The following is a 24875-nucleotide window of genomic DNA, read 5'->3' as shown; positions in this document are numbered from 1 at the left end:
TTGTCCACTATCAATAACGCTGCTACAGTTGGTAATGCAAATAATATAATTTTTGAAGGTAATACTAATATTGTCGGTAATATTGGCAGTGCCGATAATCGCTTTAATAATATTAAATTTACCGGTAATAATGGTACTGCAAAATTGACTGGTCCTATATATGCGAACAATATTGACTTTAATAGTAATAATATTGTTATCTTAGATAATTTAGTAACTCTTAATGGCACCACGCATATTAATGGAAATATTGATTTAGGGCATAATAAATTAATATTTCAAGATAATCAAAATGGTAATTCTACATGGGGTGCTAATACTGTCCTGTCCACTACCTTCTATGCAGATAATACACTTGGCACTATTGAAATTCAAACACCTGTTGAGGCCGAAGGGGTAGTTAACATTACTGTGAATGATCATGCTGTATTATCCAGGGAAGCCCAAAAACATTTATTCATCACTACCGGGGGTTTATTAACAAATGCCAACTTTAATGTTATCAAAACAAATGCATATATAGATTGGTTAGTGGAGGTGGGAAATAATCAAAATATCTATTTGTATAGTTTGAATAATGCCCAACATGTTATTGTTGGCGATATATATAATAGTGGTTGAGATCAGATTGATATAGATAATAGTAAATTAATAGCAAGCACACCTGCCGTTATTAATATAGGTAATATTTCGGACTCAAACTTACGAGGCGAAGCAATGCGAAGGTTACAAAATAGTGTAGAACCACTAGTGACGTTAAGGTTAGAGCAAGATATTTTTAAAATTAATCAAGCATTAATTTTCAGGATATCTCAAATTAAACTTAATGAAATGGAAGGTATTATAGCGCTAAGTGCCGGAGATGATACAAATAAAATACCAGCGGGTTCCTGGGCTACCTCTTTTTACGAACAAGCAGAGCAAAAGAAACAAGATGGAGTGGCAGGTTATAAAGCAAAAACTTTTGGTGGAATACTCGGTATCGATATTGAAGTTAATGATAACCTAACAGCTGGAGTCGCTTGGTCTAAGATTGAAACTAATATGAAATATAAAGATTATAAAGCGGGAGATAAAACTCAAACTAATACAACAATATTCTCTCTTTATGGATCGCAACAACTTAATAGTACCTTATTTGTACAAGCTATTGCTTCTTATGCTTCTACGCAAGTGAAAAATCAAGAACATAGATTAGGCTATAGTAAAATTAATTCTGCTGGAGCTCAAATTGCCCAATCTAATTACAATTCTACCACCCTTGCTGGAAAAATATTATTTGGCTACGATGCAAATCTAACCGATAAAATATTATTAACGCCAATAATTGGCATTGATTATATACAATCACGTGAGGAAGCTCATCAAGAATCTGGCACAGCTGATCAAAATAAGCTGGTGGCTAGCAAAAATTCTCGTAGGACTGACGCTATTATTGGGGCAAGGATATTAACTACTACTAACATTAATACCACGAATATATTATTTGATGCTCATACATTTGTATCACACAAGATAGGAAGTAAATTAGGTTTAATGAATGCTAGGTTCGATATTAGCAATGCTCCAGTTATATCAAGAGCCGCTAAAAATGTAAAAACCCTATATAATGTTGGGGTAGGTTTTTCTACAGTTGCAAGCTTTATCGAGTATGGGGCTTATTATGATTCTTATTTTTTTGCTAAAAAATATATTGCCCATCAAGGCAGCCTAAAATTAAGAGTTAATTTTTAAAAAATGTTTCATAAACTATTAGACTTGTTTCGGGGCACCCTTCTAGGAAGGAACTTGCAAGAAGTAAGGGGCCCAAAACCCCAGCGTACTTAGGTGTGTATGCGAAGATTTGAGCACGGAATCATTACCCAAATGAGTATACTAACAGTATACTCAACAAAAAACTGTACTTGCCATTGCTAAATCAATTTAGCTATAATTGCTCTTAATGATTTTTCGAGTTTTTAGTTTGTCGTGAAGGTATTTTTACAATAGAATCCAGCCCTTGATAGAAAAAATAAATGCTAGTACCACAAAGTCTAGCTATTCGATCTAACATATCTATAGTGATCGTTTTACACGCTGTTTCATATTCTTCTAACTCTGCACTAGCTATACTAAGCATAGCTGCAAGTTGTTGTCGTGACAAGCCGTTTTTAAATCTTAAAGATCTAATTCTAAAACCAATAAACCGATCAATTGCTTGCAAGCACTCTGCCGCATTATCCTTATTATGAACCATTGGATACTTAATTATTATGATAATTTAGTTTATATATTTTCACATCAATTTAAACAAAATAAACTATCAAGGGATGACCTAATAGTATTAGCTTTGCCTAACATATTAACAAAAATTTAAGTAATGGGTATTAATTTATATTTAATATATTAATAAATTCTTAATAGGCAAAAATTATCATACATTAATTTTCCAATAATTGTAAGGCTTTTGAAGCGAGGGTAGTGAATCACGGTCTATAAGAGAGATATTAAAGAATCAAGGACTACTCTGACAAAAGAACTTTTCTACCTGCTTTATCCTCAAGAATTAGTGTTAATAACCGGTATAAAGAAAAATACGAAGAATTACTTATTATTTAGTAATAACAAGTTTAATCCAGAAGAAATTTACCCACTGATTTAGACAGACCCGTACCATAAATATGCTAGGTATTTAGTACAATTTATGTTAATTTTAGCAGGCTCAGCAATTTATTGATTTCAGTAATAGGTAGCTTGGTAATTCTAGAGATTTCTTCAACAGAATGACCATTATCCCTCATCATTTTTATCAGTTCAGCTTTACCTTCAACTTTACCCTCAGCTTTACCCTCAGCTTTACCTTTAGCTTCTCCTCTAGCTTCCGCTTGAGCTTCAACCTTCTTTAGAGTGTTAGCTTCAATTCTAAGCCATTTTAAGTGATCTTCGTATGCATCTCTTTCTTCTTTCGTGAAGTTCATCACGTCTAATACTGTCAATGCTTTCTTTAAACTGGCATTATCTAATTCTTTAGGCAAACTGTCTTTATTCAATAAATCATGACGCGTTAAAAATGCACTCCACACATCTAAAGAATTTACTACTTTCTTTAATATATCAGCTAATCCTTCTTTAGGATTATTGGTGAATTTATTAAGCTCAATAGTATGTAGTTCTAAATCCTTAAAATATAACAACCCACTATCCTTCTCTGCAATATGAAAAACATTATGATATTTCGCAATATCTGGAATAGAGGTAAAATTAAGTATATGTATACCAATCGCTTTGTTTAAACTAGAATACTCCGCAGAAGCTTGCAATTGTTCAGTATATAACTTAGCCCAATAGTAAAGTGCTCTCTTGTCATAATCAGCTTCATCAGTGATTTGGATCTCTATATTAAATCTTTTACCACCTTCTCCAAGAGCTTTAATATCTAAAATAGATAGCTTATCATTTCTAAAGTTCTTAGGGTTATAAGGATTAAGAAGAGTCACATCTATTACTTGATCTTCACTAGAGACAATAGAATTAATTAAGGAAATAAGTAAATCCTTATTTTCTTCCACACCAAAAATTTTCTTAAACGCGACATCTATTCTAGGGGTAATTTTCTCCATTATCTCTACTACTAGCTGCAGTTGTTTTTTTAAGGCTATTATAGCATATTATAGAAACTATTAACACCCGTGAGATTATATTAATTACTATTTAATCCAATAAGTCATATAATTTTCATAAGGCTCATAATTTAATAAGTACTTAAAGCCTATAGCCACCCTTAATATATACCAAATATATAAACATGCATAGCAAATAGGTTTCAATAACAATAGTAGGATCGGAAAAGTAAGTAATACGAGCAAATTTATAAAAAAACATATAATATCGCCCGCAAGCCCTATACAAAAAGTACGCAATAGAAAAATATAATGGCTAGATAAATTACTATCTTTAACATCCTTATGCATATAAGCAAAAATCACTCCTACAACCGGTAATAGTGGAGCTATTATTCCACATAAAAATAATATATAAATTATAATAAGGTTTGATCTGCCAGCTTTAGTATATTCTTTAATTTCATTGTTCATTTTCGTCCTTTAAATTTTTAACTACTAAGTGCATTATACTACCATGTTGGATGTAGCTAATCTCATTATCTGTAAAAGCTTGCAGAACTACTGGAATAGTGTCAATTATACCATCTTGCCTTTGGATAATACAATTTAACTGGTTATAGGGTCTAACCCTGTTACTCAAACCGTTAATAGTAATATATTCTGTACCGTTAAGTTTTAAATCTTGCACACTGCAATCAATAAGTACAAGGGGCAATACCCCCATACCAATTAAATTTGATCTATGTATTCTTTCAAAACTTTCGGCGATTACTGCCTTTACTCCGAGTAAATTTGTGCCCTTCGCTGCCCAATCTCGTGACGAACCACATCCATATTCTCTACCTGCAAAAATTACTAAAGGAACTCCTTGCGATTTATAATCCATAGCCGCATCATAAATACTCATCTGCTGATTATTGAGCTGATTTATAGTAATTCCTCCCTCGTGCCCTTCACATATTAAATTTCTAATTCTATTATTAGAAAAAGTCCCCCTTAGCATTACTTCATGATTACCCCATCGCGAGCCATAAGAGTTAAAATCGTTAGGATCAATACCTCGCTTTATTAAATATTTAGCAGCCGGACTTAGTTTGTTAATACTTCCTGCTGGAGAAATATGATCAGTGGTTACTGAATCACCAAAAATTGCTAATATTCTAGCTAGTACTATATCTTGTAGCTTACTAGTATAGGATGATTCGGTAAAATAAGGAGGGTTGTTAATATAAGTGCTATTTTTATCCCATGCATAGTATCTGTTTTGGTAACTTTAATATTCTGCCATTCTTGATCTCCTATAAATACCTGGCTATATCTATCTTGAAACATTTGAGAAGTGAGGGATTCGTCGATAGTCTTTTTTATTTCCTCCGGCTTGGGCCAAATATCCTTAAGATATATACCCTGACCGTATTGGTCTTGACCTAGTATATCTTGCTCAAGGTTAATATTAATAGTTCCTGCTAAAGCATATGCAACAACCAAAGGAGGAGAAGCGAGATAGCTAGCAATTGTAAAAGGGTGTATTCGTCCTTCAAAATTTCTATTACCTGATAGAATTGAAACTGCCACCAATTTATTTATAGTAATAGTATCTTCTATTTCGGCCTTAAGTGGCCCTGAGTTCCCTATACAAGTAGTACAACCATATCCTACCAAATTAAAACCTAAAATGTCCAAATATTTTTGTAAGCCACTTTTTTTTAAATATTCTGTTACTACTTGGGACCCAGGTGCTAGTGAAGTTTTAACCCAAGGCTTCTTTATTAACCCAAGTTCTACTACTTTTTTAGCCAATAAGCCGGCGGTAATCATTACGTTAGGGTTAGAAGTGTTAGTGCAGCTAGTAATAGCAGCGATCACAATATCTCCATTACCTATAGTAAAATCAGTATTAGCTACAGGATATCTTAGATTTAAGTCATTATTTTCCATAGTTAAAGAAGTTAGTTGCTTTCTAAAACTATTAGCAGTATTTGCTAAATTAGTCCTATCTTGTGGACGTCTTGGGCCAGCAAGGGAAGTTTCTAAAGTAGATAAATCCAACTCTAATATATCAGTATATTCAGGAATAATTTCGGGTTCACGCCATAGATGTTGTATTTTACTATATTCCTCTACTAATTTTACTTTATTAGGATCCCTAGCAGTCAAATTAAGATATTTTATAGTTTCATTGTCTACTGGAAAAAAACCACATGTAGCTCCAAATTCTGGTGACATATTTGAGATAGTAGCTCTATCCGCTATTGTCATAGAATCTAATCCATCACCGTAAAATTCTACGAATTTACCCACCACATTTTTCTCTCTTAACATTTGGGTGATTGTCAATACTAAATCAGTAGCAGTAATTATGCCTTGCAAAGTACCAGTTAACTTAACCCCAATTACTTCTGGTAAAATCATTGATAAAGGTTGGCCGAGCATTGCTGCCTCTGCCTCAATTCCTCCAACCCCCCAGCCAAGAACCGCTAAACCATTAATCATAGTAGTATGGCTATCTGTTCCAACCACGGTATCAGGAAAGGCAATAATTATCCCATTTTCCTGCTTAGTCCACACCACATTTGCTAAATATTCCAGATTCACTTGATGACAAATTCCAGTTCCGGGAGGAACGACTCTAAAATTATTAAACGCTATCTGTCCCCATTTTAGAAATGTATAACGTTCTATATTCCTTTGTACTTCCATTTTAACATTTTTAGCAAAAGAATCTGCTGTTCCGTGATAATCCACCTGAACTGAATGATCTATTACTAAGTCAACTGGGATTAAGGGATTAATTTTTAAGGGATCGCCTGATTGTTGTTTCATAGCATCACGCATAGCGGCCAGATCGACAATAGCAGGTACACCAGTAAAATCTTGCATTAACACTCTAGCTGGCATAAAAGGTATTTCAGAATTAGATTTCTTATTCTCTAACCATTGTTTGAATAATAGTAAACTTTCTTTACTACCATTTAGACGCAGCACATTCTCAAATAGTATCCTTAAACTATATGGTAAGCGCTTCAATTCAAGTTGAATATCATTTGCTGCTTTATTTATATCGAAAATTCTATAAGATCTACCATTTACTATTATATCTTTAGCATAATTACTATTATTCACCATTCACTCCATAATTTAACTTTAATGCGGTATATTGAAGATTGTATTTTATTCTTAAACCTTATTGCAGTTGTTACAATATTCACAACTGCATTAACTTAACTTGAAAAAATATATATTTAAAGTAAATTGTATTAAAACTTTATTAGTGTTCTGTCAATGCTGTCATTTGAGCAACTAACCTTTGAAATAGGGAAAAGAAATTTTTTCTCTAGCATTAACATGACGTTATTGCCTACCTCCATAGTTTATTTACAAGGACCCAATAGTTGTGGTAAAACTTCCTTATTGAGAATGATATCTGGTATGCAGAATCCAACCAAGGGAAGAGTGTTATATAGAGCATTAGAATGTGAAGAAGTTAAAAAGCCATATTGTAATTATATTGGTCATAATATCGGCCTAAAATCCCAAATAACTATATTAGAACATTTACAATTTTGGAGCAAGATTTATGGTGCTATTGAGCTGCTCGAACCTACAATATATTATTTTAAATTACATAATGTTCTACGTGAAAAATGCTATACACTTTCTGCAGGCAATCAAAAAAAAGTTGCTTTAGCTAAATTAATGCTTTGTCAAACTGATCTTTGGCTATTAGATGAAATAGAAGCAAATCTTGATCAAGAAAATAAGGCTTTATTATATAATTTAATTATTTCCAAAGCTAATAATGGAGGAATCATTATATTGACTTCTCATATGCATCCCATGATTACCACGGGGCAAATAATTAATTTGCAAGAGTATAGTGCTGATTATTAATTTGTAATAGACTTCTTTTAGAGCTCGCTTCTGGTAGGGAATTTGAAGGAGACTCTTTGCTTCAAACCGCAGCATGCGTAATTGTATGTGAGTGTGTGTGAGTGTGAGGATTTGAGCCTAGATTCATTGTCCAAATTACCATCGCCAGTAGAGTTTCGAAAGAAGTCTAATAAAATATCACAAGAAAGATAATAAGAATGGGACTAAATATTGATAGGTAAAATAACTAAGGGTTAAGCCAAGGACAGTGCCAATTATTATCACTCGGTATTTAGAGGGTACAATAATAGTAATAATAATAAGTCCTATTACCCCTACTCTTTCCCATTCCTCTATGCTATAAGTTGGTAGATCAAAAGCGAATACATCAAACATATAAGCCATATAAGCTATGAATGTTAATAAGAATATTATAACATATATATGTCTAAATTTCCCTAAGTCCCATAACATTTTACACCTCTATGGGTCCTGAAGTTAGGCCATTCACAAACTGTTGTAAATAGGGATTATCGCTATGTTGTATTTCATCTTTAGTACCAAACCATAAAATCTTTCCCTTATAAAGCATGGTAACTTCTTTACCGATCATATAAGCGCTATTCATGTCGTGAGTTATAGTAATGGTAGTTACCTTTAACTCTTCTTGTATCTTAATTATTAGCTCATTAATAACATTTGCCATTATTGGATCAAGACCAGTGGTGGGTTCATCTAAGAAAAGAATTGAAGGATTACTACAAATAGCTCTAGCTAAAGATACTCTTTTTTGCATTCCTCCAGAAAGCTCTGAAGGGTAAAGTGGTAATATCCTAGCTGATAACCCTACAGCACTGAGCTTAGAAGCCGCTAATTCTTCTTTACCTTTTACTGACAGTTTAAATAATTTTTCAGCAAAAAATGTAATATTATCTTGAACAGTTAAAGAATCAAAAAGTGCTCCACCTTGAAATAAAAACCCTATGGTTTGCATAATTTTAAATCTATCTTTGACTGATAGGTTTATAGTTTCCATTTCATCAATCATGATACTACCACTATCAGGCCGTATTAAACCTACTATGGTTTTTATCAAAACTGATTTTCCACTACCAGAGCCCCCTAAAATCACCGTTGAACTATTTTCTTTAATATCTAAATCTATTCCTGCAAGTACCTCATGATTTCCAAAAGCTTTATATAATGAACGTATTTTTATTTTTGGTTTTCCATCACACATAATTAATTCTTATAAAATTATATTCAAATCTCTTAACTAATAAATGATTAAAAAAACAAAGCAGTTAACAAATAGTTGCTGCACAAAATAAGCACCGAAGAACTTACCACCGCAGAAGTAGTAGCAGTTCCTACGCCTTTGGCCCCTTTATCTGCATAATAACCACTGTAACAGCTAATTATTGCAATAATAAAACCAAATACTGCGGCTTTTACTAATCCTGATACCACGTCTATTGTTTCTAAAAACTTAAAGCTATTTACTAAATATCCAGAACTATTAAAGTCTAATTTATAAACACTGACTAAATAACCACCTAGCACCCCTAGTACATCCCCTATTAATACTAAACATGGTAAAGTAATGACCGCAGCTACTACTCTTGGAAACACTAGATACTGCAACGGATCTGTTGACAAAGTATAAAGCGCGTCTATTTGTTCGGTTACTCTCATAGTAGCAATTTCCGCTGCGATTGAAGCTCCTACTCTGCCAGCAACCATAAGTCCAGCAAGCACTGGCCCAAGTTCACGCGTGATAGATAAGACTACGACAGTGGCGATCGAACTTTCAGCTGAAAAACGCGAAAATCCTGTATAGCTTTGTAAAGCAAGTACAGCTCCAGAAAAAAAAGTAGTCATTGCTACTACCGGTAAAGAGAAAAAACCGATAATGAGTAACTGTTTTAGAATTAATCCATAATATATAGGTCGCTTAAACACAGTAGTGATTACTAAAAAGGTGAATATAGAAAAATTTCCTATATTCCTAATAAACGCCAGGGTCCGTTTGCCCAATAAGTTAACTATATCAAGAATCATTTTTATATACTTTTTTATATCGATTACCCATCATGGTTAATACTTCATAACCAATGGTATTGATTATATTGGCAATTTTATCCGGTGTACAATTATTCCCTATAATTTCAACTTGTTGTCCTAGAAAAACCTTCTCTGGTGGTAGATCAGTGACATCAATAGTAATTAAATCCATTGAAACTCTGCCAACAATAGGGGCCTTATAGGAATCAATAAATACTTCTCCATAATTGCTAAAAGCACGCGAGTAGCCGTCAGCATATCCAAGAGGCAAGGTAGCAATGATACTATTACGGCCTGTTTGAAACGTCATATTATACCCTATATAATCTTCAGCTGATAATTCTTGCAGCTGGATTATGGGGGCTGTTAATCGAACGGGATTATGTAGGGGATTGTTAATTAGGCTTTCTGACGGATTGATACCATATAATGCAGCGCCAGTTCGTATTAAGTCAAAATGATATTCTTCACCTAAAAATACGCAACTAGAGTTGGATAAGCTGGCCTTAATTTTTGGAAAAAAACTTAAATAGTATTTGAATTTTTCTAATTGTTTGTGGTTATAAGGATTATCTGCAACTTCAGAAGCAGATAAATGACTAATAATATATTGCAATTCAAGTCCTTCTAGTAATGCCGGATTGTTTATTATATCCTTGGTCTCTTTATCTGTCATACCCAACCTATTCATACCAGTATTAATATGTATCGCACAAGGTAATAATCCACTATTTGGGTATATTGCCATATGATGCTTAGCAAATTTTTGCCAAATTTCTAGTTGCTTGATATTGTTCAGAATAGGGATAAAGTTATAATACTTAAATTCCTCTACCTCGTCATAAAATACGCCATTAAGTACAAAAATATTAGATTTTTTACCTAAAACTTTACGCAGTGAAATAGCTTCTTCAATATTAGTCACAAAAAAGCTTTTACAGTTTTCTTGCTGTAGAGCCGGGGCAACAATATTAGCTCCGAGCCCGTAGCTATTAGCCTTGACGACTGCGGCTACTTCTGCCGTTTTACACAACTGTGCCATAATACGGTAATTAGCTCGAATTTTTGCTAAGTCTATTTCAAGAGTACAATGAGCGGAATGCATAAATATTCCCATTACTTTACTTAATGGATTTCAAGAAAATTCAGGTTCTTGGTTTGTGAGCAGTATATACAGAAATAATCCATTCTGAAAAGAAAATTTTATTTTTTTAATGCAGCAACTAAAAGAGGGAGTATAGAGACAATTTGAAACTTAGGGCTTAAATCTGAGACTGCTATTGTATCAGTGATATATAGGTTTGTGATATGAGAGTTATCAATCTCTTCTTGAGAGGAGCTAGAAAGCACGGGATGAGTAATAAAAGCATTAACCGACAAGGCTCCGCGGTCCATTAATAATTTAGTGCCTTTACAAATAGTCTGACCACTATCCACAATATCATCAATTAATATACAATGTTTTGTTGCAACATTCCCTATTATGTCTGAGATTTGGTATTCATTATTTACAGTTCTATTTTTATTGATAATCGCTATATCTACATTACATAGATTACTCATGGCTCGTGCTCGCGTAATGCCTCCAATATCGGGACTTACTATAATAATATTGTTATAAATATTGATTAGAGGGAAGAATAGACTGCTGGGATTAAGGTTTTGTACTTCAATTTTAAAAAAACCTTCTAATTGTTGAGAATGTAAGTCTATAGTAATGATACGCTGCACCCCCGCTGCTTCTAATAAATTGGCTACTAACCGAGCTGAAACTGGCGCAAAAACATACGACCTGCGATCTTGGCGACTATATCCAAAATATGGTATAATCGCGGTGATGCGTTTAGCTCCTGCTCTTTTTACTGTATCAACCAATAATAATAGTTCCATTAAGTTATTATTAACTGGCCTAGAAGTAGATTGGACAATAGTTACTTCGCACCCTTTCAAATCTTCTAAAACTTGCACTCTTAGTTCTGAATCATCAAAAGTAGTAGTATAAGATTCTACATATTGACAATTTAATTCCTTAGCTAAGCATTTTGCTAGGTTTTTTTGAGTAAGCCCTGCTAGAATTTTCATGTTGAGTATTGAGTAGACTAAGACTTTTTAGTTAACTCTTCAATTAAAGCGTCAAAACCTCTACAACTTAAAATATTCATAAATTCTGATTGTTGAGAATTGATTAGACTCACACCCTCAGTGATAATATCCGATACTTTAAAATTATTGGGATTAGTAGAATCATTAACCTTACGCACTAGATATTTTACCTTAATAGTGCCTATTAACATTGACACCATAAACTCATCATTATTAAGAGAAGTTACTTCCAAAATTTTTGGCTCTTGCCCATGATAGTTTTTTACCAAACTGGCATATGCTTTACTAACATAATGACTATAGGCTTCTGTAAACTTACTAATTTGCTCAGGAGGTAGGGTTTTTCTATATCCCCCAAGAGTAAATTTAGCCATCCAAGGAAGATCCAAATTAGCTAAAATTAGCTTTCTAGTTTTAGCAACTTTTGTATCCTGACTTATAGTAGTATCATTTAGTATATTTAAACCATCTTTGACTAATTGATCAACGTATTTATCAACAATATCAGCAGCATAGAGGGAGACAGGTATGTAACATACCAATATTAGACATAGAGCAATTTTTTTCATAATTTCTACCTTTCATTTAGGGCAAATAAATTGTTTAGGGTAAAAAAGCACAGACTCACGATTTTGATGAGTGGCTGATTTTATCGCAATATAAGGATCAGTAGAGTTTTGGCTTACGTAATCAGTAAATGGTAATAGTGCTAATCTAGTATCAATAGTTTGAGTACCAAATAATACCATTCTAAAATCTCTATGTACTATATGCATTATAGGATTAAAATAAGTGTTTGTAAATACAGAATCAGTAACATCGCGGGTATTAGTACCTCCTAGAAATGGCAATACTACGTATGGACCAGGTCCCACACCATAGCTAGCAAGTGTACTACCAAAAGATTGTGGTGTTACTGTTAAACCCATTTTACTGGCTACATCAAACAAACCACCTATCCCGAAAGTGGTATTAATAAGAAATCTCCAGAAACTTTTCATAGTTTGGCCATAATTACCTTGTAAACCGTAATTAATCGTGGTTATTGGAGTAGTAATATTATCTATAAAGCTACTTACTCTTGCTTTAGTATAGTTATTGGTTAAGCGTTTATAACCTATAGTGATGGGACGTAAGAATAGATAATCTAAAGTAGAGTTAAAAGCAAAAACTCTTCGGTTTAGTGGTTCATAAGGATCATATACTTGATTACAACCTTTGCCATAATTATAACTATATCTAAAATCGTCATCAGCCTCATTAGCAGTAGAGCTATTAGCAGTGGCAGTAAGATTAAAAATACTAATTAGTATCAATAAGGTAAAGTATTTCATACAGCCTAATTAATTATTTTTCTTACACACTACCATATAGTACTTAGAATTTTTTTCTAGCTCTAATTCTTCATTACTTAATATAATGAATTTCACTTGGTTCAGTGCAGAATTGATCTCTTCTATCGTTGAAATAAATTCTTTCCTAGCTATAGAAAAGCTAGAGGTCTGATCAATAGGTAAACAGAATGCAAAATATCCTAATTCTCTAGTAATAGAAGAAATTAAAGTAAAATATTTCGTTAAATCTTTGGTAAAAGCAAGAGAGTTGCAGCTTAATATAACATCATATTTATCGGGATGTTGCTCCAGAAAATTTGGTATTGAAGTTTCTATTAACTGATCGTAAATATTCAAGTTAGAATAATATAATGAAATAAGCTGACTCATAGCTTTAGCACTTTCAACTCCTGTAATAGTAAAATGATCAGGAAAGCGTTTTTTTACTTCATAACCTATTACTCCAACATTACTACCTAACTCTAAAACACTATAGGTATCAGGTAAACTTGGTATAGTATTGATAATTTTACTAACAAAAATATAAGGTAGGTGTAATTTATTATTGCTATAAAATTTATTAATATAATGCTGGGCAATAAGATTTCTATATTGCCTCCAGATTTGTTGAGGTATTTCTGATAAGTTCTGATAATTTTGTAAAAAAAGTCCTAATTTGACTTGATCAGCTTTACAGGATTTTTGTAAATGAGATACAGCTTTGGTATGATTGTTTTTTAAGAAATAAGTCCAACCTAGCCAGTAATTAGCTTCAGGATCCTGGGGAGCCAAAAATTTCTCAACCAATTTAAATCTTAATATTGCATCATTAAGGTTGTTTTTATACAAATGTTCTAAACCAAGATTCAAATTAGTTTCTTTTATATGGGCTACTTTATATTTGACATCTACGAAATAATTAATAATTATTAGTACTTTTCTTTGATACCAGCTAGGGAAATTTGTAATACCTTGATAACATAATTTTAGTTTTTCTTTTAATGTGCTAAAAATGCTAACAATCGCTCTACTGCCAAACATATAACTTATGAAACTCCAATTGCAAATTATTAAAAAAAGTGCTATTACTGCCTTAAATTCGAGAGACTAACACCATTTCCGGGAACTAAATTAGCACTAGGAGTACGAGTGCCCGCTACCTGCGCGTACAGACGTATACGTGAGGAGCAGAAGATCATGAAGTACGACGAACGTAGATAATTAGTTTTCGGAAATGGTATAATATATTAATTATAGCTCAATTTTGCTAATATTATACATGAATTATCAATCAAATAATTATTAACTTGTGTTATAGGAGATAAATTTAATACTATAAATTAAATATAATAATTTTTCATTGATGAGTAATATATCTTCTATAATACCACAACTAATTTATTCGGAATTTTATAAATCATGTCACTTATTTCTAAACGCTTAGACTTGGTAAAACCTTCGCCCACCTTATCTATAGTGAATAAAACTATTGAATTGCAAAAATTAGGTAGGGACATAATATCCTTAGGAGCAGGTGAACCAGATTTTGATACTCCAGATAACATTAAAGAAGCTGCGATTAAGGCGGTAAGAGATGGCATCACAAAATATACTGATGTATCTGGAATATTAGAACTGAAACAAGCAGTACAAGCTAAATTTAAAAATGCAAATAAACTGGAGTATGGTTTAGATGAAATAATAATATCAAATGGTGCAAAACAAGTAATATACAATTTGTTTATGGCGTCTCTAGATAAGGACGATGAAGTCATTATTCCGAGTCCTTACTGGGTTTCCTATCCTGATATGGTGCTTCTAGCTGGTGGTACGCCAGTATTTATTAATTGTGATATAGCTAATAATTTTAAACTTAATCTAGAAGGATTAGAAAGAATAATTAATTCTAAAACTAAGTGGTTGATTATCAATTCCCCAAGCAATCCTACAGGCGCCGCCTATACTCGCACGGAACTAGAAGAGATTGCAGTATTATTAAGAAACCATCCACATATCAATATTATGTCTGATGATATATATGAACACATTGTTTTTGATAATTTTCAATATTATACTTTTGCTCAAATCGCTCCGGATTTACAAGATAGAACATTTACTGTAAATGGGGTATCAAAATCATATTCTATGACAGGTTGGCGGATTGGATATGGGGCAGGATTTAAGCCCTTAGTTAAGGCTATGACTATAATTCAATCCCAAAGCACCTCCAACCCCTCTTCTATAAGTCAAATGGCATCTATAGAAGCTTTAACTGGAAGGCAAGATTTTATTAAAGTTAACACCAACAATTTTGAAAAAAAACGCGATTTAGCCCTATCTATTTTGAATAATATAACGACTCTTAGCTGTTATAAGCCCGAGGGAGCTTTTTATTTATTTCCTCAATGTAAAGGTGTATTCGGGCTAAAAACTCCTAAGGGCAAAATTATCAAAGACAGTAATGATTTTGCTCAATATCTCTTAGAAGAAAGTGGGGTGGCCGTGGTACCTGGTATTGCGTTTGGTGTAGAAGGATATTTTAGAATTTCGTATGCCACTTCAATGGATAATTTACAAGAAGGCTGCTTACGTATAGAGAGGGCTTGTAAGCAATTACAGTGATAAAAAAATTTTTTAAAAAGAATCAATTTATACTTAATATCACTACTATTTTACTATATTCTTACTTGAAAATTGTATATTCTACCTCTCGTTGGCAATTTATTTACCCGCAAAATTATACTAAGGAAAAATTTTTAACTGAAAAAAGAGCCATTTTTGCTTTGTGGCATAATCGACTTGCTTTTGGTCCAGGGATGTTTTTGGGCCATAAAGATATTTATGCGCTTATTTCTCCCCATTCAGATGGTAAAATAATTAGTAAAATAGTAGGGAAATTTGGCTTTGATATAATAAGAGGTTCCACTAACAAGGAAGCAGTGATCGCCTTAAAAACAATTATCACTAAATTACGTAATAATAGTAATATAGTTATTACGCCAGACGGACCACGGGGACCTATTTATCAGATAAACAGCAATATTAATAAAGTTGCTCAAAAATACAATATAAAAGTAATACCAGTATCTTGTAATGCTTCTAAATATTTTCTATTAAATAGTTGGGATAAACTAATTATGCCTCTACCCTTTGGCAAGATTACCGTGACCATAGGTGTACCTTTGGTATTAACAGGGGATGAATATCAGGATAATATAAATTTACGACAAGTATTAATGGAGTATGTATAATTTATGATTTATTTCTACCATATATTAAGTTTTCTCTTTCTACCTGTATATTTTGTATTACTTATATTTAGAACTTTTAAAGGAAAAGAAGATATAAAACATCTTTGTGAACGCTTTGCTATTAGTAAAATATCACCTAAAAAAAACGATCTTTTAATTTGGTTCCACGCAGCTAGTATTGGTGAATCTAATATAGCCCTTACTTTAATTGATGCTATTAACAGTCTTTGGCTTAAAACTGAAAGCGCAAAAACCACTTTAAAATTTCTTATTACTACTGGCACTACATCATCTACTGCTTTATTGCAGAAAAAATTACCACCAAATGTTATTCATCAGTTCATTCCAATAGATAATATTATTTTTGTTAAAAAGTTTTTTAGTCATTGGCAACCTAAACTGGGGATTTTCATTGAATCAGAATTATGGCCGGCTCTAATAGACCAAGGAGCTAAATATTGCAAATTATTATTAGTGAATGCCCGTCTTTCGGATAAATCATTTCAATCCTGGAAGAAGTTAAGTTACGTTTTTAGAGCAGTTGTCTATAATTTTAGTCAAATTATAGTACAGAGTGACAAAGATTTTAATAAATTTACTCAGCTTGGCATAACAAATAATATAATTAATCTAGGTAATATTAAATTTGCTAACAAGCCGCTAGCAGTGAATAAACTTGAGTTGAACACTTTAAAAACGCACTTCAATAATAAAAAAATTATTGTCTTTGCAAGTACACACATCGAAGATGAGCAGGTGTTTTTTAATATCATAAAACCAATTAAGCGCCAATATCCGGATTGCTATTTTATTTTGATTCCTCGTCATCCTGAACGTAAGGATGATATAGCTTTAAAGTGTCAGAAACTGGGGATAGCTTATAGCCTAAAATCAAAGCAGAATGTGCCATTAATCACTGATGATCTTTATATTGTTGATACTTTCGGGGAACTCGGGCTATTTTTTAGCTTAGCTTATCTCACTTTCATCGGAGGTTCATTTAACCAGGGAGGGCACAATATACTTGAACCAGCATATTTTTCTAATTATATTATATTTGGCCCAGATATGAGTAACTTTGCTGATATGGCAAGTAATATGATTAATAACAACGCTGCTATCCAAATTCAAGATGAGAAAGAATTATTAGTTAAAATAATGGACCTATTCTCTACAGAAGGTTTTAAGGAAGTCAAAACTTATCAAACTAATGCTTTAAAATTTATGCATAAAAACCAGCAGATCTTACATAATTATTTAGCTGTTATAGAACAATATTTACCAGGGAAAATATTAAAATGACTAATTCAGCACATGTAGTGTTAGTGGATGAATGCAATAATATCCTAGGCACACAAGATAAGTTGATAGCACATAATGCTACCACTAAATTACACCGAGGATTTTCAGTATTTTTGTTTAATAGTAATAAAGAATTGTTAATCCAAAGAAGAAGTAATACAAAAAAAACCTGGGGTGGCTTTTGGTCAAATAGTTTTTGCGGGCATCCGCAAATTCATGAAACTGATGAACAAGCGATTTATAGACATGCAAAATTTGAATTAGGGATAGGAACTTTACAAAAACTATATTTTATTAGTGAGTACAGGTATAAATTTAGCCTCGATAATATTCTAGAAAATGAAATATGTCCTATATATTTGGCGATAACAGATGAGGTAGTTACTCTAAATATCCAAGAAGTATCAGAAATAAAATTTTTAGACTGGACTACCTTTAATTTATACCTACAAAAACATGCAAATAAGTTTACCCCTTGGTGTAAAGAAGAAATTAATCTATTGAGAGTTAATAAAATATTTAAACATTTTATAGATTAATTGCTACAATTATAGTATAAAGCTGAACTTAATAATGTTTTTTGTAAATACTTAAATATTCTTAACGGGGTCATAGCTCAGTTGGTAGAGCGTTTGAATGGCATTCAAAAGGTCGGGGGTTCGATTCCCCCTGGCTCCACCATATACCTATCAGCTTTTGGGGTTCTACTTCCTCTCCTCAAAAATCTATATGCTGCCTATATGCTGCTCATGGTTGCCAAAATAGCTGTTATAAATGCTTTCAAACCCTTTCCGGATCTGATGTTCAGCAGGCAGGTTTATGCAGCAATTAGTCAGCTCTTTATCTACCTCCACACCTGTTACTATTAACAATAGTGATAATAATGCTATTATTTACTACAATTTTGTTGGTAATTTTGTTCCCCCAGAATGGCGTGACCTTAAAAATAATGCTGGTAAAACTTTAAGCAAAACCGCTAAGCAATTATTGTCACTAATAGTTTTCCGCCTCCAGGTTTATCATAATAGCGGTAGCAATCTGCAAGACGAGGAATTACAAGAAAATTATCATTTCTTTGAGCAATCATTGGGTGTTTGTCAAAGGCGTATTAGGCAATGTATGCTGGAATTGCAAGAAAGTGGTTTTATTCATTTGCATAATGCAACTGTAGTGAAACAGCACATAAAATGTCGTAACACTCCTTGCATCAAATTGGCAAAAAATTTTCAGCCTTACCTGAAAAAATTTTCAGGTGAAGCTGAAAGAAATTTCGTGTCAACCCGAAAAAAATTTCAGGTAGACAATATTATAGATATTAATAATAAATCTAATATATCTAGATCTAGCGAATCTGAGTTTCTAAAAAATGTTGTTGATAGAAATGAGCCAGTACAGTCACAAGAGCAAACACCACTACAGGAGCAAGCAGAACAGCAAGTAGCAGTGTTTCAGAAGCTGCAAGTGCAGAATCTTCAATCTGAAGGGGCGCAAGCAGAAAGGGATATAAACCAAAATGAGGAGCTAACTAAAAATGGCAACGCAGCTGCTACCCTTCCCTCTGTGATACGAAAAATTGCTGATTCTAATGGCAATAATTCAGCAATCTCTCCATATCTTAATGCTTCAGTGCCTGATAATAATAAAGGCTGGTTCAAAAGAAAAAGATTAGCAGCGTTCCACCCACTAACCGCAAAAGATGCTGATTTACTGCAAATTAGATCAAATCGAGAGTTTAATCTCAGCTTCATTAACAAACTGTTACTGAAATTAGCAGATCAATATCCTAACCATCATTTTTGTAACAAAAAGGTGGTACTGAACTATATGACTAAAGCCTTGGTGCATGAATTCCGCGAAAGTATCAAGGTTAATAACAACAATTTTCAGTTCAAATCTAACGATCCTGAAAAATTAAAAGAGCAATATTTGGAGAAAGTAGAACGAAGCCTCGATACTAGCAAGCAGGCACAACTAAAGCGGAAAATAGCAGGAATATTTGAGCCTAATACTGCTTATAAGTTATTGACTAGTTGTAAATTTGGTTCAGTAGTAGAAAATCAGTATCAACTGAAGTTATTAAAGGATATCATGTTGCTTGAGCATATTAAAGCTAAGATATTAGGGCAAGTGCAGCTAGTGTATGGCAATAAAATTAAACAATTGCAGATTATCCCATTTGTACAAACTACAGCACCAAAACAACAGATTCAAGGTGAAGATAAGAAGCATCATAATTTGTCAGGGCTCAACAAGCTAGATCCAGATTCAGTATGGTATAAGGTCAGGCGATCTTTGATTGAAGAACATGGTAAATATGCGGATAGTAGTACATTTAGTAAATTAGCAGTGGTAGAAGAAGATAAGGTTACCAGCCAAGTAATTCTTAAACCCACTACGCCCTTTATTGACTATCTAGTAAGACAGCGTTATATGGGAGATTTAAGATTGGCTTTTCAAGCCCAAAATTTTACTTTTAAGCTAGAGCAAGCAGATAAGGAGAGCAAATTAAGGGGACTGTAATAGGTAGGATAAATATGTTTATTACCTAACCTAATATTTAGTAATTTGTAATAATCACTTCATAAGAGGTTTTTCTTTGCTCTGGGATGGAATATTTTATATCTACGGTACGGATATTAAAACCTTTATAAAGATCTCTGATAAAAGGGGTGTCACTATTAGAGATCATAGTTTTGACCCCTTTATTATCTAATTCTTTAACAAAATCTCGCAATCTTATTTGTTCATTTTCATCAAAGGATAAGGTGGTATAAAATGTCTCACCTGATTGGTGGTATGGTGGATCCAAATATACAAAATCGTTCTTTTTAGGTTCAATGAAGGAAAAATCTATGGCGTAAATGCAGGTATTAGCTAAAAAACTGCTACATTGACGTAGTCTGTTATCCAGATCAGAAGTAGCATGGATTTTGCTAGAAAAGGACACCGCAAGTTTACCATCTTTCTTTACACGATAAATACCTTTAAAAGCGTACCTGTTAAGATATATAAATCTGGCAGTAATCTTACTAGGATTGTTAACATTATTATCCCTAACTTGGTAATAATATTCTTTAGAATGATTTTCTTGATGGGATTCCAGTAATTTACTTACCTCACCCTGATCTTTTTTAACACTATTGTAGCTAGTAACTAAATCAAGATTAATATCGGATAAAAAGCATTTTTTGAACATATGTTTTACTTGGAAAAATAGTGCACCCCCACCAAGAAATGGTTCGTAATAATTATTTAACCCTGCTGGGATATATTCAATTAAGTTATCAGTAATTTTTCTTTTCCCACCAACCCATTGCAAAAATGGTTGGGGGTTATTAGAAGTAGGTAGCATAAACCTTACCAGTATAAATATCAATAATAAATTATACTATAAGTGCAGCTGAAATACCAGTGGTAGTGCGGGCTACAGAGGTTTTTTCTGCTTTGTAGTGCAAGATTATCACTGTATTTTTTTGTGTTCTTAGAAATATAATTTCTATCTGTCTCTAATTTACAGCTCTTTAGAGTTGTTGGTAAAATCTGAACAGCTTGTTTAAGAAATCCTCTGTACTCCTCAAAATAATGCTGATATCTCTGCTGATTAGATACTACACTAATGTAGTATCAAGCACAGAGGATAAGTTAAAAGCTAGAAATCTTACTACTTTACCTCTGTGCTACCCATTTGTTTAACCCAAACAGTACAGGAATAGTATGACAAATAATGTTAAAAATCAACAACAAGATCAAAATCAAATTGCAGAAAAAGGCTGGATCGTTAAACTTGCTCCAATATTTGCCACACTGGTCCCAGCATCTAGCCAAGAAGTTGATATAATTAGCTGCCACGAGAATTATGTAGATATTACTAAATTTAAAAGCCTAGAATTAGAATTACAAAAAACCAAGAAACAATTGCAAGCAGCTGAACTAACTAAAATGGACTTAATCAAAAATATTGGCCATAGTATCCATGTTCCTTGTAATGGAATTTTTGCGCAAGTAGCTGCGCTCTATGAAATGGAGCAAAATCCTGAAGTAAAAAATCATTTAGCTACTATTATGGATAGTGCTAAAGCGCTGCTCGATTATTCTAATGATCTATATGAGCTTCTGCAAAGTAATGACGGATTAACTTCCATAGTTTTGCAAGCGTTTAGCCCTAAGAAATTAGTGGAAGCAATTATTGCTAAAGCTGGGGCCGCAGCATCACATAAGGGAATAAGATTAGTATCTAATGTGCATTATGAGATGCCTGATATTGTGGTAGGTAATAGCTACCGAATTCAAGCAATATTAGATCAACTAGTTGGCAATAGTATTAAATTTACCAAAGAAGGAGTTATCGTAATTACTGCTAATCTATTTTCTGCTAGAAGCTTTAAAGATAACTATGATTTTGATGTTGTGGAACAAGATGATAGAGATCGGATATTACAATTTATTGTTCATGATACTGGGATTGGCATCCCTCTAGAGAAACAACAAGATATGTGTGAAGATTTTGGTAACCATAGTTCTGCTACTCAGTGCAAAGGGCTAAGATTGGGGTTAATGTTTGTGAGGCAACTTATCCATGAAATGCATGGTGCAATTGAACTTAGCAGTGAAGAGGGTAAAACCACTACTGTTGAGTGTAAAATCCCGGTAACACTGCTAAACAGTACTGATTTTGAGTAGTGAGGCTACAACATGGCTGTAAGTTTTCTAAGCTTACAGCCATAGATCATTTGTTTAAATTTACTTAGTGATCCAACTTATTTATGTTATAATTTTTTGATTATAAAGACTATGGCAATTCGCAAGGATAATCAATTAATATGATCAGTAAACTTTCGGATACTAATTCAATACATCAAGCTATTACTCCCGTCCCAATGGCTAATAAGCCACCTAAAATGCTGGTAGGTACGGATGAGTTCTATGACTTAGTAGTTAATAGCGATGTATTCGTTGATAAAAGCCTAATGATTAAGGAAATACTACAAGATAGTGGTAAAGTAATTCTCATTACCAGGCCAAGGCGCTGGGGTAAGAGCTTGAATATGGATATGCTCAAAAAGTTCTTTGAAATAGAAGTGGATGAAAATGGTGATCGTTTACCGCTCGAGCAAAGGGTTAATGATAAATTGTTTGTGGGCGGTGAAATAGATTTAGGATTAGCAACCGGTAGGAAGAAGTTACTTAAACAACTTCAAATAGCGCAGTATCCAGATGTTATCTCTGAATATCAAGGACAATTTCCTGTTATTTCCATAAATTTTAAGGATGTGAAGGGTAGCAACTACCAGGAGATAGAGTCTAAGATACAAATGCAAATAATAAAATTATATGGAAAACATAGGTATTTAGAACAATATTGCCAAAAAAGCACGAAATTATTATCCAATACTCAAAAACAACAACTAACCCACTACTTTAATGGTAATATTAGCAAATTAGATATAGAGAATAGTCTAGGTTTCTTAAGTGAATTACTTTTTATGCACTTTGGCCAGAAAGTTTACATACTAATTGATGAATATGATACTCCGATCAATAGTTCCTACCTCGAATTTGGCGATAAAGCAAAAGAGTTTAACGATGTTCTACAAATATTCCGAGGGATGTTTGGTAGCGGCCTAAAAACCAATACTTCTTTAGAAAAAGGCATAATTACTGGCATATTACAGGTTGCTAAAGCTAATTTATTCTCAGATTTGAATAATGTTAGTGAATATACTTTATTGGATAAAAAATTTGCTAAGTTTTATGGATTTACCCAAGTAGAAGTTGATGAATTACTACGAAAAGTACCAACTAGCACTACTCACGACAAAATTAAAGATTGGTATAATGGTTATACATTTGGTGGAGAAATTATCTATAACCCATGGTCTATTATGCAATGTCTGACGCGTGAGGGTGAGTTAGATCATTACTGGTTAGATAGCGGGGGAACTTCGCTTGTTGATAAGGCATTATTGTCAGATGAAATACAAGAAGATTTGCAAAATTTATCTGCTAGTAAAAGCATTATTTCTCCTATTACCAAGCAAATAAGTTTTGCTGATATTAACACGCGGGCTGGATTATTTAGCCTATTATTATTTAGTGGTTATTTAAATCCGACTGCCCTTGAGCCAACAAAAAACATTTATGAATTATCTGTGCCTAATAAAGAAGTAGGATATATATATGAAACAAGGCTATTGCAATGGGTAAGCAATAAATTAAAGATCGATAGTTCGCTATATTATCCTTTTGTTACTTTACTACCAAGCGGCCGACTAGAAGAATTTAAAGAGAGATTGCAGGAATTACTAAGTGGTGCGACTAGTTTTCACCAAACAGGCGGGAAAAAAGCAGAGCTATTTTACAGTGGTTTTATGCTTGGTTTAGTCCATACCTTATCTGCAAGTTATATAATAGACAGCGAAAGGGAAACCGGTAGCGGTCGAGCTGATATCATCTTAATACCTCAAACTGGGAAACATGACAGTGCCATTATTATTGAGTATAAAATAGCTAAAACTTCAGAAGAGTTAGAATCTATTGCAGAAATAGGATTACAGCAAATTATAAATAAGCAATATGATGCTAAACTAAAGGAACAAGCTCATGTTAAAAAAATTATCAAGATTGCTTTGGCTTTTTGTCGTAAGGAGGTTGTCATGCATTATCAAGTGGATTGACTCTTTTTACAGCCTTGTGTTTTTTAGCTAATAATTTACGGGGATCGAGAGTAGTTTTAGCTAATTGTATAAATTCCTTGAACATAGGATGTTGCGTATTCTGCTCATTCATAGCAAATAGTAGGAATCCTGCAAGTAGCTGATCATCAATGGTCATGGCATTACAACTATTAACAATTTCTAATAAATCCTCTCTACGGGTTATTAATACTTTCTGTTTTTTCTCCTCAATTTTCTTCAGTTTTTCTAGTGCTGTTACCGGGTCTCTTGGCATAATATGTTCCCCTATATTTTAATAGAATAATCAATAATATCGCGGTACAATTTAGTATATATAATAGCACAATCTATGTCAAGAAAAAGACCTAAATAATAGAGAAAATAAAAAAACAATATACAAAATATTACATATTTTGTCAAAGAAAGTTGCTTTTGTTCTTCGAACAAACTATAAGGTTAGTTCCGTGTTAATAGGATAAAAATGCTGGTTCAAAGAAAAAGTTTTGTAAAGCTTGCATCACTATACTATCTATGGTTTTCTTATATAGGATTTACTTGAGCTTTAGATAAATCTTATAATAAATAACGCTACTAAGTAGCGAAAAATATACAATATAATTACCATAAATTATATAATAGATAGTACAAATAAAGTACATTTTTGTACTTTATTAT

General features: G+C 32.9%; 23 protein-coding genes, 1 tRNA gene and 1 pseudogene. 11 read left to right on the top strand and 14 right to left on the bottom strand.

Annotated features, from left to right (window positions below; genetic code table 11):
* Together ACFELV_RS04550 and ACFELV_RS04545 are read left to right on the top strand one after the other, a co-directional pair.
* A complete protein-coding gene (locus tag ACFELV_RS04550; RefSeq protein ID WP_375326946.1) occupies positions 1 to 621 on the top strand; it encodes a hypothetical protein in 621 nt (206 codons plus the stop codon).
* A 96-nt stretch (positions 622 to 717) separates the two neighbouring features.
* On the top strand, positions 718 to 1734 hold the full coding sequence (locus ACFELV_RS04545; RefSeq protein WP_375326945.1) for an autotransporter outer membrane beta-barrel domain-containing protein: 1017 nt from the start codon (positions 718 to 720) through the stop codon (positions 1732 to 1734).
* A 205-nt stretch (positions 1735 to 1939) separates the two neighbouring features.
* On the opposite strand, the gene ACFELV_RS04540 is transcribed toward ACFELV_RS04545, so the two are convergent.
* The 4 genes and pseudogenes from ACFELV_RS04540 to acnA form a co-directional block, all read right to left on the bottom strand.
* Entirely contained in the window at positions 1940 to 2236 is a 297-nt protein-coding gene (locus ACFELV_RS04540; RefSeq protein WP_375326944.1) for a helix-turn-helix domain-containing protein, read from the bottom strand.
* Between the two features lie 445 nt (positions 2237 to 2681).
* Positions 2682 to 3599, bottom strand: a complete 918-nt coding sequence (locus ACFELV_RS04535; protein ID WP_375326943.1) for an Rpn family recombination-promoting nuclease/putative transposase — start codon at positions 3597 to 3599, stop codon at positions 2682 to 2684.
* Positions 3600 to 3686: 87 nt separating this feature from the next.
* Positions 3687 to 4073: a hypothetical protein gene (locus ACFELV_RS04530; protein ID WP_375326942.1), complete on the bottom strand. Its 387-nt coding sequence runs from the start codon at positions 4071 to 4073 to the stop codon at positions 3687 to 3689.
* A pseudogene (gene acnA, locus ACFELV_RS04525) lies at positions 4063 to 6728 on the bottom strand (aconitate hydratase AcnA). The gene ACFELV_RS04530 and the pseudogene acnA overlap by 11 nt, the downstream one beginning before the upstream one ends.
* Positions 6729 to 6884: 156 nt before the next feature.
* On the opposite strand from acnA, the gene ccmA reads away from it, so the two are divergent.
* Positions 6885 to 7493 (top strand): heme ABC exporter ATP-binding protein CcmA, encoded by a 609-nt coding sequence (ccmA, locus tag ACFELV_RS04520; RefSeq protein ID WP_375326941.1) that lies wholly within the window; start codon positions 6885 to 6887, stop codon positions 7491 to 7493.
* Between the two features lie 177 nt (positions 7494 to 7670).
* Here ccmA and ACFELV_RS04515 read toward each other — a convergent pair whose 3' ends face one another.
* From ACFELV_RS04515 to ACFELV_RS04480, 8 genes are all read right to left on the bottom strand, one after another.
* On the bottom strand, positions 7671 to 7946 hold the full coding sequence (locus tag ACFELV_RS04515) for a DUF5510 family protein (protein WP_375326940.1): 276 nt from the start codon (positions 7944 to 7946) through the stop codon (positions 7671 to 7673).
* A 1-nt stretch (position 7947) separates the two neighbouring features.
* The gene (locus tag ACFELV_RS04510) at positions 7948 to 8712 is read right to left on the bottom strand and encodes an ABC transporter ATP-binding protein (protein ID WP_375326939.1); all 765 of its coding nucleotides are present in this window, start codon (positions 8710 to 8712) and stop codon (positions 7948 to 7950) included.
* Between the two features lie 47 nt (positions 8713 to 8759).
* On the bottom strand, positions 8760 to 9533 hold the full coding sequence (locus tag ACFELV_RS04505; RefSeq protein ID WP_375326938.1) for an MlaE family ABC transporter permease: 774 nt from the start codon (positions 9531 to 9533) through the stop codon (positions 8760 to 8762).
* Entirely contained in the window at positions 9523 to 10641 is a 1119-nt protein-coding gene (locus tag ACFELV_RS04500) for an alanine racemase (protein ID WP_375327514.1), read from the bottom strand. The genes ACFELV_RS04505 and ACFELV_RS04500 overlap by 11 nt, the downstream gene beginning before the upstream one ends.
* A 98-nt stretch (positions 10642 to 10739) precedes the next feature.
* The gene (locus ACFELV_RS04495; RefSeq protein ID WP_375326937.1) at positions 10740 to 11618 is read right to left on the bottom strand and encodes a ribose-phosphate diphosphokinase; all 879 of its coding nucleotides are present in this window, start codon (positions 11616 to 11618) and stop codon (positions 10740 to 10742) included.
* Positions 11619 to 11635: 17 nt separating this feature from the next.
* Positions 11636 to 12208, bottom strand: a complete 573-nt coding sequence (locus ACFELV_RS04490) for a phospholipid-binding protein MlaC (protein WP_375326936.1) — start codon at positions 12206 to 12208, stop codon at positions 11636 to 11638.
* A 12-nt stretch (positions 12209 to 12220) separates the two neighbouring features.
* Positions 12221 to 12973 carry a VacJ family lipoprotein gene (locus tag ACFELV_RS04485; RefSeq protein WP_375326935.1) on the bottom strand — a complete coding sequence of 251 codons (753 nt, stop codon included), beginning with the start codon at positions 12971 to 12973 and terminating at the stop codon, positions 12221 to 12223.
* A 9-nt stretch (positions 12974 to 12982) separates the two neighbouring features.
* Positions 12983 to 14014 carry an SAM-dependent methyltransferase gene (locus ACFELV_RS04480; RefSeq protein ID WP_375326934.1) on the bottom strand — a complete coding sequence of 344 codons (1032 nt, stop codon included), beginning with the start codon at positions 14012 to 14014 and terminating at the stop codon, positions 12983 to 12985.
* A 378-nt stretch (positions 14015 to 14392) separates the two neighbouring features.
* On the opposite strand from ACFELV_RS04480, the gene ACFELV_RS04475 reads away from it, so the two are divergent.
* From ACFELV_RS04475 to ACFELV_RS04450, 6 genes are all read left to right on the top strand, one after another.
* Positions 14393 to 15595 carry a pyridoxal phosphate-dependent aminotransferase gene (locus ACFELV_RS04475; RefSeq protein WP_375326933.1) on the top strand — a complete coding sequence of 401 codons (1203 nt, stop codon included), beginning with the start codon at positions 14393 to 14395 and terminating at the stop codon, positions 15593 to 15595.
* On the top strand, positions 15592 to 16224 hold the full coding sequence (locus ACFELV_RS04470) for a lysophospholipid acyltransferase family protein (protein ID WP_375326932.1): 633 nt from the start codon (positions 15592 to 15594) through the stop codon (positions 16222 to 16224). The genes ACFELV_RS04475 and ACFELV_RS04470 overlap by 4 nt, the downstream gene beginning before the upstream one ends.
* Positions 16225 to 16227: 3 nt before the next feature.
* Positions 16228 to 17526 carry a 3-deoxy-D-manno-octulosonic acid transferase gene (locus ACFELV_RS04465; RefSeq protein ID WP_375326931.1) on the top strand — a complete coding sequence of 433 codons (1299 nt, stop codon included), beginning with the start codon at positions 16228 to 16230 and terminating at the stop codon, positions 17524 to 17526.
* Complete coding sequence (idi, locus tag ACFELV_RS04460; protein WP_375326930.1) at positions 17523 to 18065, top strand: isopentenyl-diphosphate Delta-isomerase; 543 nt, start codon at positions 17523 to 17525, stop codon at positions 18063 to 18065. The genes ACFELV_RS04465 and idi overlap by 4 nt, the downstream gene beginning before the upstream one ends.
* Positions 18066 to 18131: 66 nt before the next feature.
* Positions 18132 to 18207 (top strand) — tRNA-Ala (locus tag ACFELV_RS04455).
* A gap of 138 nt (positions 18208 to 18345) precedes the next feature.
* Positions 18346 to 20046, top strand: coding sequence for a hypothetical protein (locus tag ACFELV_RS04450; protein WP_375326929.1), 1701 nt, complete (start codon positions 18346 to 18348; stop codon positions 20044 to 20046).
* A gap of 37 nt (positions 20047 to 20083) precedes the next feature.
* Here ACFELV_RS04450 and ACFELV_RS04445 read toward each other — a convergent pair whose 3' ends face one another.
* Positions 20084 to 20878: a DNA adenine methylase gene (locus ACFELV_RS04445; protein ID WP_375326928.1), complete on the bottom strand. Its 795-nt coding sequence runs from the start codon at positions 20876 to 20878 to the stop codon at positions 20084 to 20086.
* A 362-nt stretch (positions 20879 to 21240) separates the two neighbouring features.
* On the opposite strand from ACFELV_RS04445, the gene ACFELV_RS04440 reads away from it, so the two are divergent.
* Together ACFELV_RS04440 and ACFELV_RS04435 are read left to right on the top strand one after the other, a co-directional pair.
* Positions 21241 to 22206, top strand: a complete 966-nt coding sequence (locus tag ACFELV_RS04440) for a sensor histidine kinase (RefSeq protein ID WP_375326927.1) — start codon at positions 21241 to 21243, stop codon at positions 22204 to 22206.
* Positions 22207 to 22346: 140 nt separating this feature from the next.
* Positions 22347 to 24200 carry an AAA family ATPase gene (locus ACFELV_RS04435; RefSeq protein WP_375326926.1) on the top strand — a complete coding sequence of 618 codons (1854 nt, stop codon included), beginning with the start codon at positions 22347 to 22349 and terminating at the stop codon, positions 24198 to 24200.
* On the opposite strand, the gene ACFELV_RS04430 is transcribed toward ACFELV_RS04435, so the two are convergent.
* Positions 24178 to 24474 carry a hypothetical protein gene (locus tag ACFELV_RS04430; protein WP_375326925.1) on the bottom strand — a complete coding sequence of 99 codons (297 nt, stop codon included), beginning with the start codon at positions 24472 to 24474 and terminating at the stop codon, positions 24178 to 24180. The two genes, ACFELV_RS04435 and ACFELV_RS04430, sit on opposite strands and share 23 nt — an antisense overlap.
* Between the last annotated feature and the right edge of the window lie 401 nt (positions 24475 to 24875).

The organism is Candidatus Tisiphia endosymbiont of Nemotelus uliginosus (assembly GCF_964264835.1).
In the GTDB taxonomy this organism is placed as follows: Bacteria; Pseudomonadota; Alphaproteobacteria; order Rickettsiales; family Rickettsiaceae; genus Tisiphia.
Note: the sequence above shows the minus strand (reverse complement) of the source record. Positions and strands in the feature narration are given on the sequence as shown.

Coding starts and splice junctions, on each gene's coding strand:
- ACFELV_RS04545 (WP_375326945.1), top strand. CDS start 718: ATGCGAAGGTTACAAAATAGTGTAGAACCACTAGTGACGTTAAGGTTA.
- ACFELV_RS04540 (WP_375326944.1), bottom strand. CDS start 2,236: ATGGTTCATAATAAGGATAATGCGGCAGAGTGCTTGCAAGCAATTGAT.
- ACFELV_RS04535 (WP_375326943.1), bottom strand. CDS start 3,599: ATGGAGAAAATTACCCCTAGAATAGATGTCGCGTTTAAGAAAATTTTT.
- ACFELV_RS04530 (WP_375326942.1), bottom strand. CDS start 4,073: ATGAACAATGAAATTAAAGAATATACTAAAGCTGGCAGATCAAACCTT.
- ccmA (WP_375326941.1), top strand. CDS start 6,885: ATGCTGTCATTTGAGCAACTAACCTTTGAAATAGGGAAAAGAAATTTT.
- ACFELV_RS04515 (WP_375326940.1), bottom strand. CDS start 7,946: ATGTTATGGGACTTAGGGAAATTTAGACATATATATGTTATAATATTC.
- ACFELV_RS04510 (WP_375326939.1), bottom strand. CDS start 8,712: ATGTGTGATGGAAAACCAAAAATAAAAATACGTTCATTATATAAAGCT.
- ACFELV_RS04505 (WP_375326938.1), bottom strand. CDS start 9,533: ATGATTCTTGATATAGTTAACTTATTGGGCAAACGGACCCTGGCGTTT.
- ACFELV_RS04500 (WP_375327514.1), bottom strand. CDS start 10,641: ATGCATTCCGCTCATTGTACTCTTGAAATAGACTTAGCAAAAATTCGA.
- ACFELV_RS04495 (WP_375326937.1), bottom strand. CDS start 11,618: ATGAAAATTCTAGCAGGGCTTACTCAAAAAAACCTAGCAAAATGCTTA.
- ACFELV_RS04490 (WP_375326936.1), bottom strand. CDS start 12,208: ATGAAAAAAATTGCTCTATGTCTAATATTGGTATGTTACATACCTGTC.
- ACFELV_RS04485 (WP_375326935.1), bottom strand. CDS start 12,973: ATGAAATACTTTACCTTATTGATACTAATTAGTATTTTTAATCTTACT.
- ACFELV_RS04480 (WP_375326934.1), bottom strand. CDS start 14,014: ATGTTTGGCAGTAGAGCGATTGTTAGCATTTTTAGCACATTAAAAGAA.
- ACFELV_RS04475 (WP_375326933.1), top strand. CDS start 14,393: ATGTCACTTATTTCTAAACGCTTAGACTTGGTAAAACCTTCGCCCACC.
- ACFELV_RS04465 (WP_375326931.1), top strand. CDS start 16,228: ATGATTTATTTCTACCATATATTAAGTTTTCTCTTTCTACCTGTATAT.
- idi (WP_375326930.1), top strand. CDS start 17,523: ATGACTAATTCAGCACATGTAGTGTTAGTGGATGAATGCAATAATATC.
- ACFELV_RS04450 (WP_375326929.1), top strand. CDS start 18,346: ATGCAGCAATTAGTCAGCTCTTTATCTACCTCCACACCTGTTACTATT.
- ACFELV_RS04445 (WP_375326928.1), bottom strand. CDS start 20,878: ATGCTACCTACTTCTAATAACCCCCAACCATTTTTGCAATGGGTTGGT.
- ACFELV_RS04440 (WP_375326927.1), top strand. CDS start 21,241: ATGACAAATAATGTTAAAAATCAACAACAAGATCAAAATCAAATTGCA.
- ACFELV_RS04435 (WP_375326926.1), top strand. CDS start 22,347: ATGATCAGTAAACTTTCGGATACTAATTCAATACATCAAGCTATTACT.
- ACFELV_RS04430 (WP_375326925.1), bottom strand. CDS start 24,474: ATGCCAAGAGACCCGGTAACAGCACTAGAAAAACTGAAGAAAATTGAG.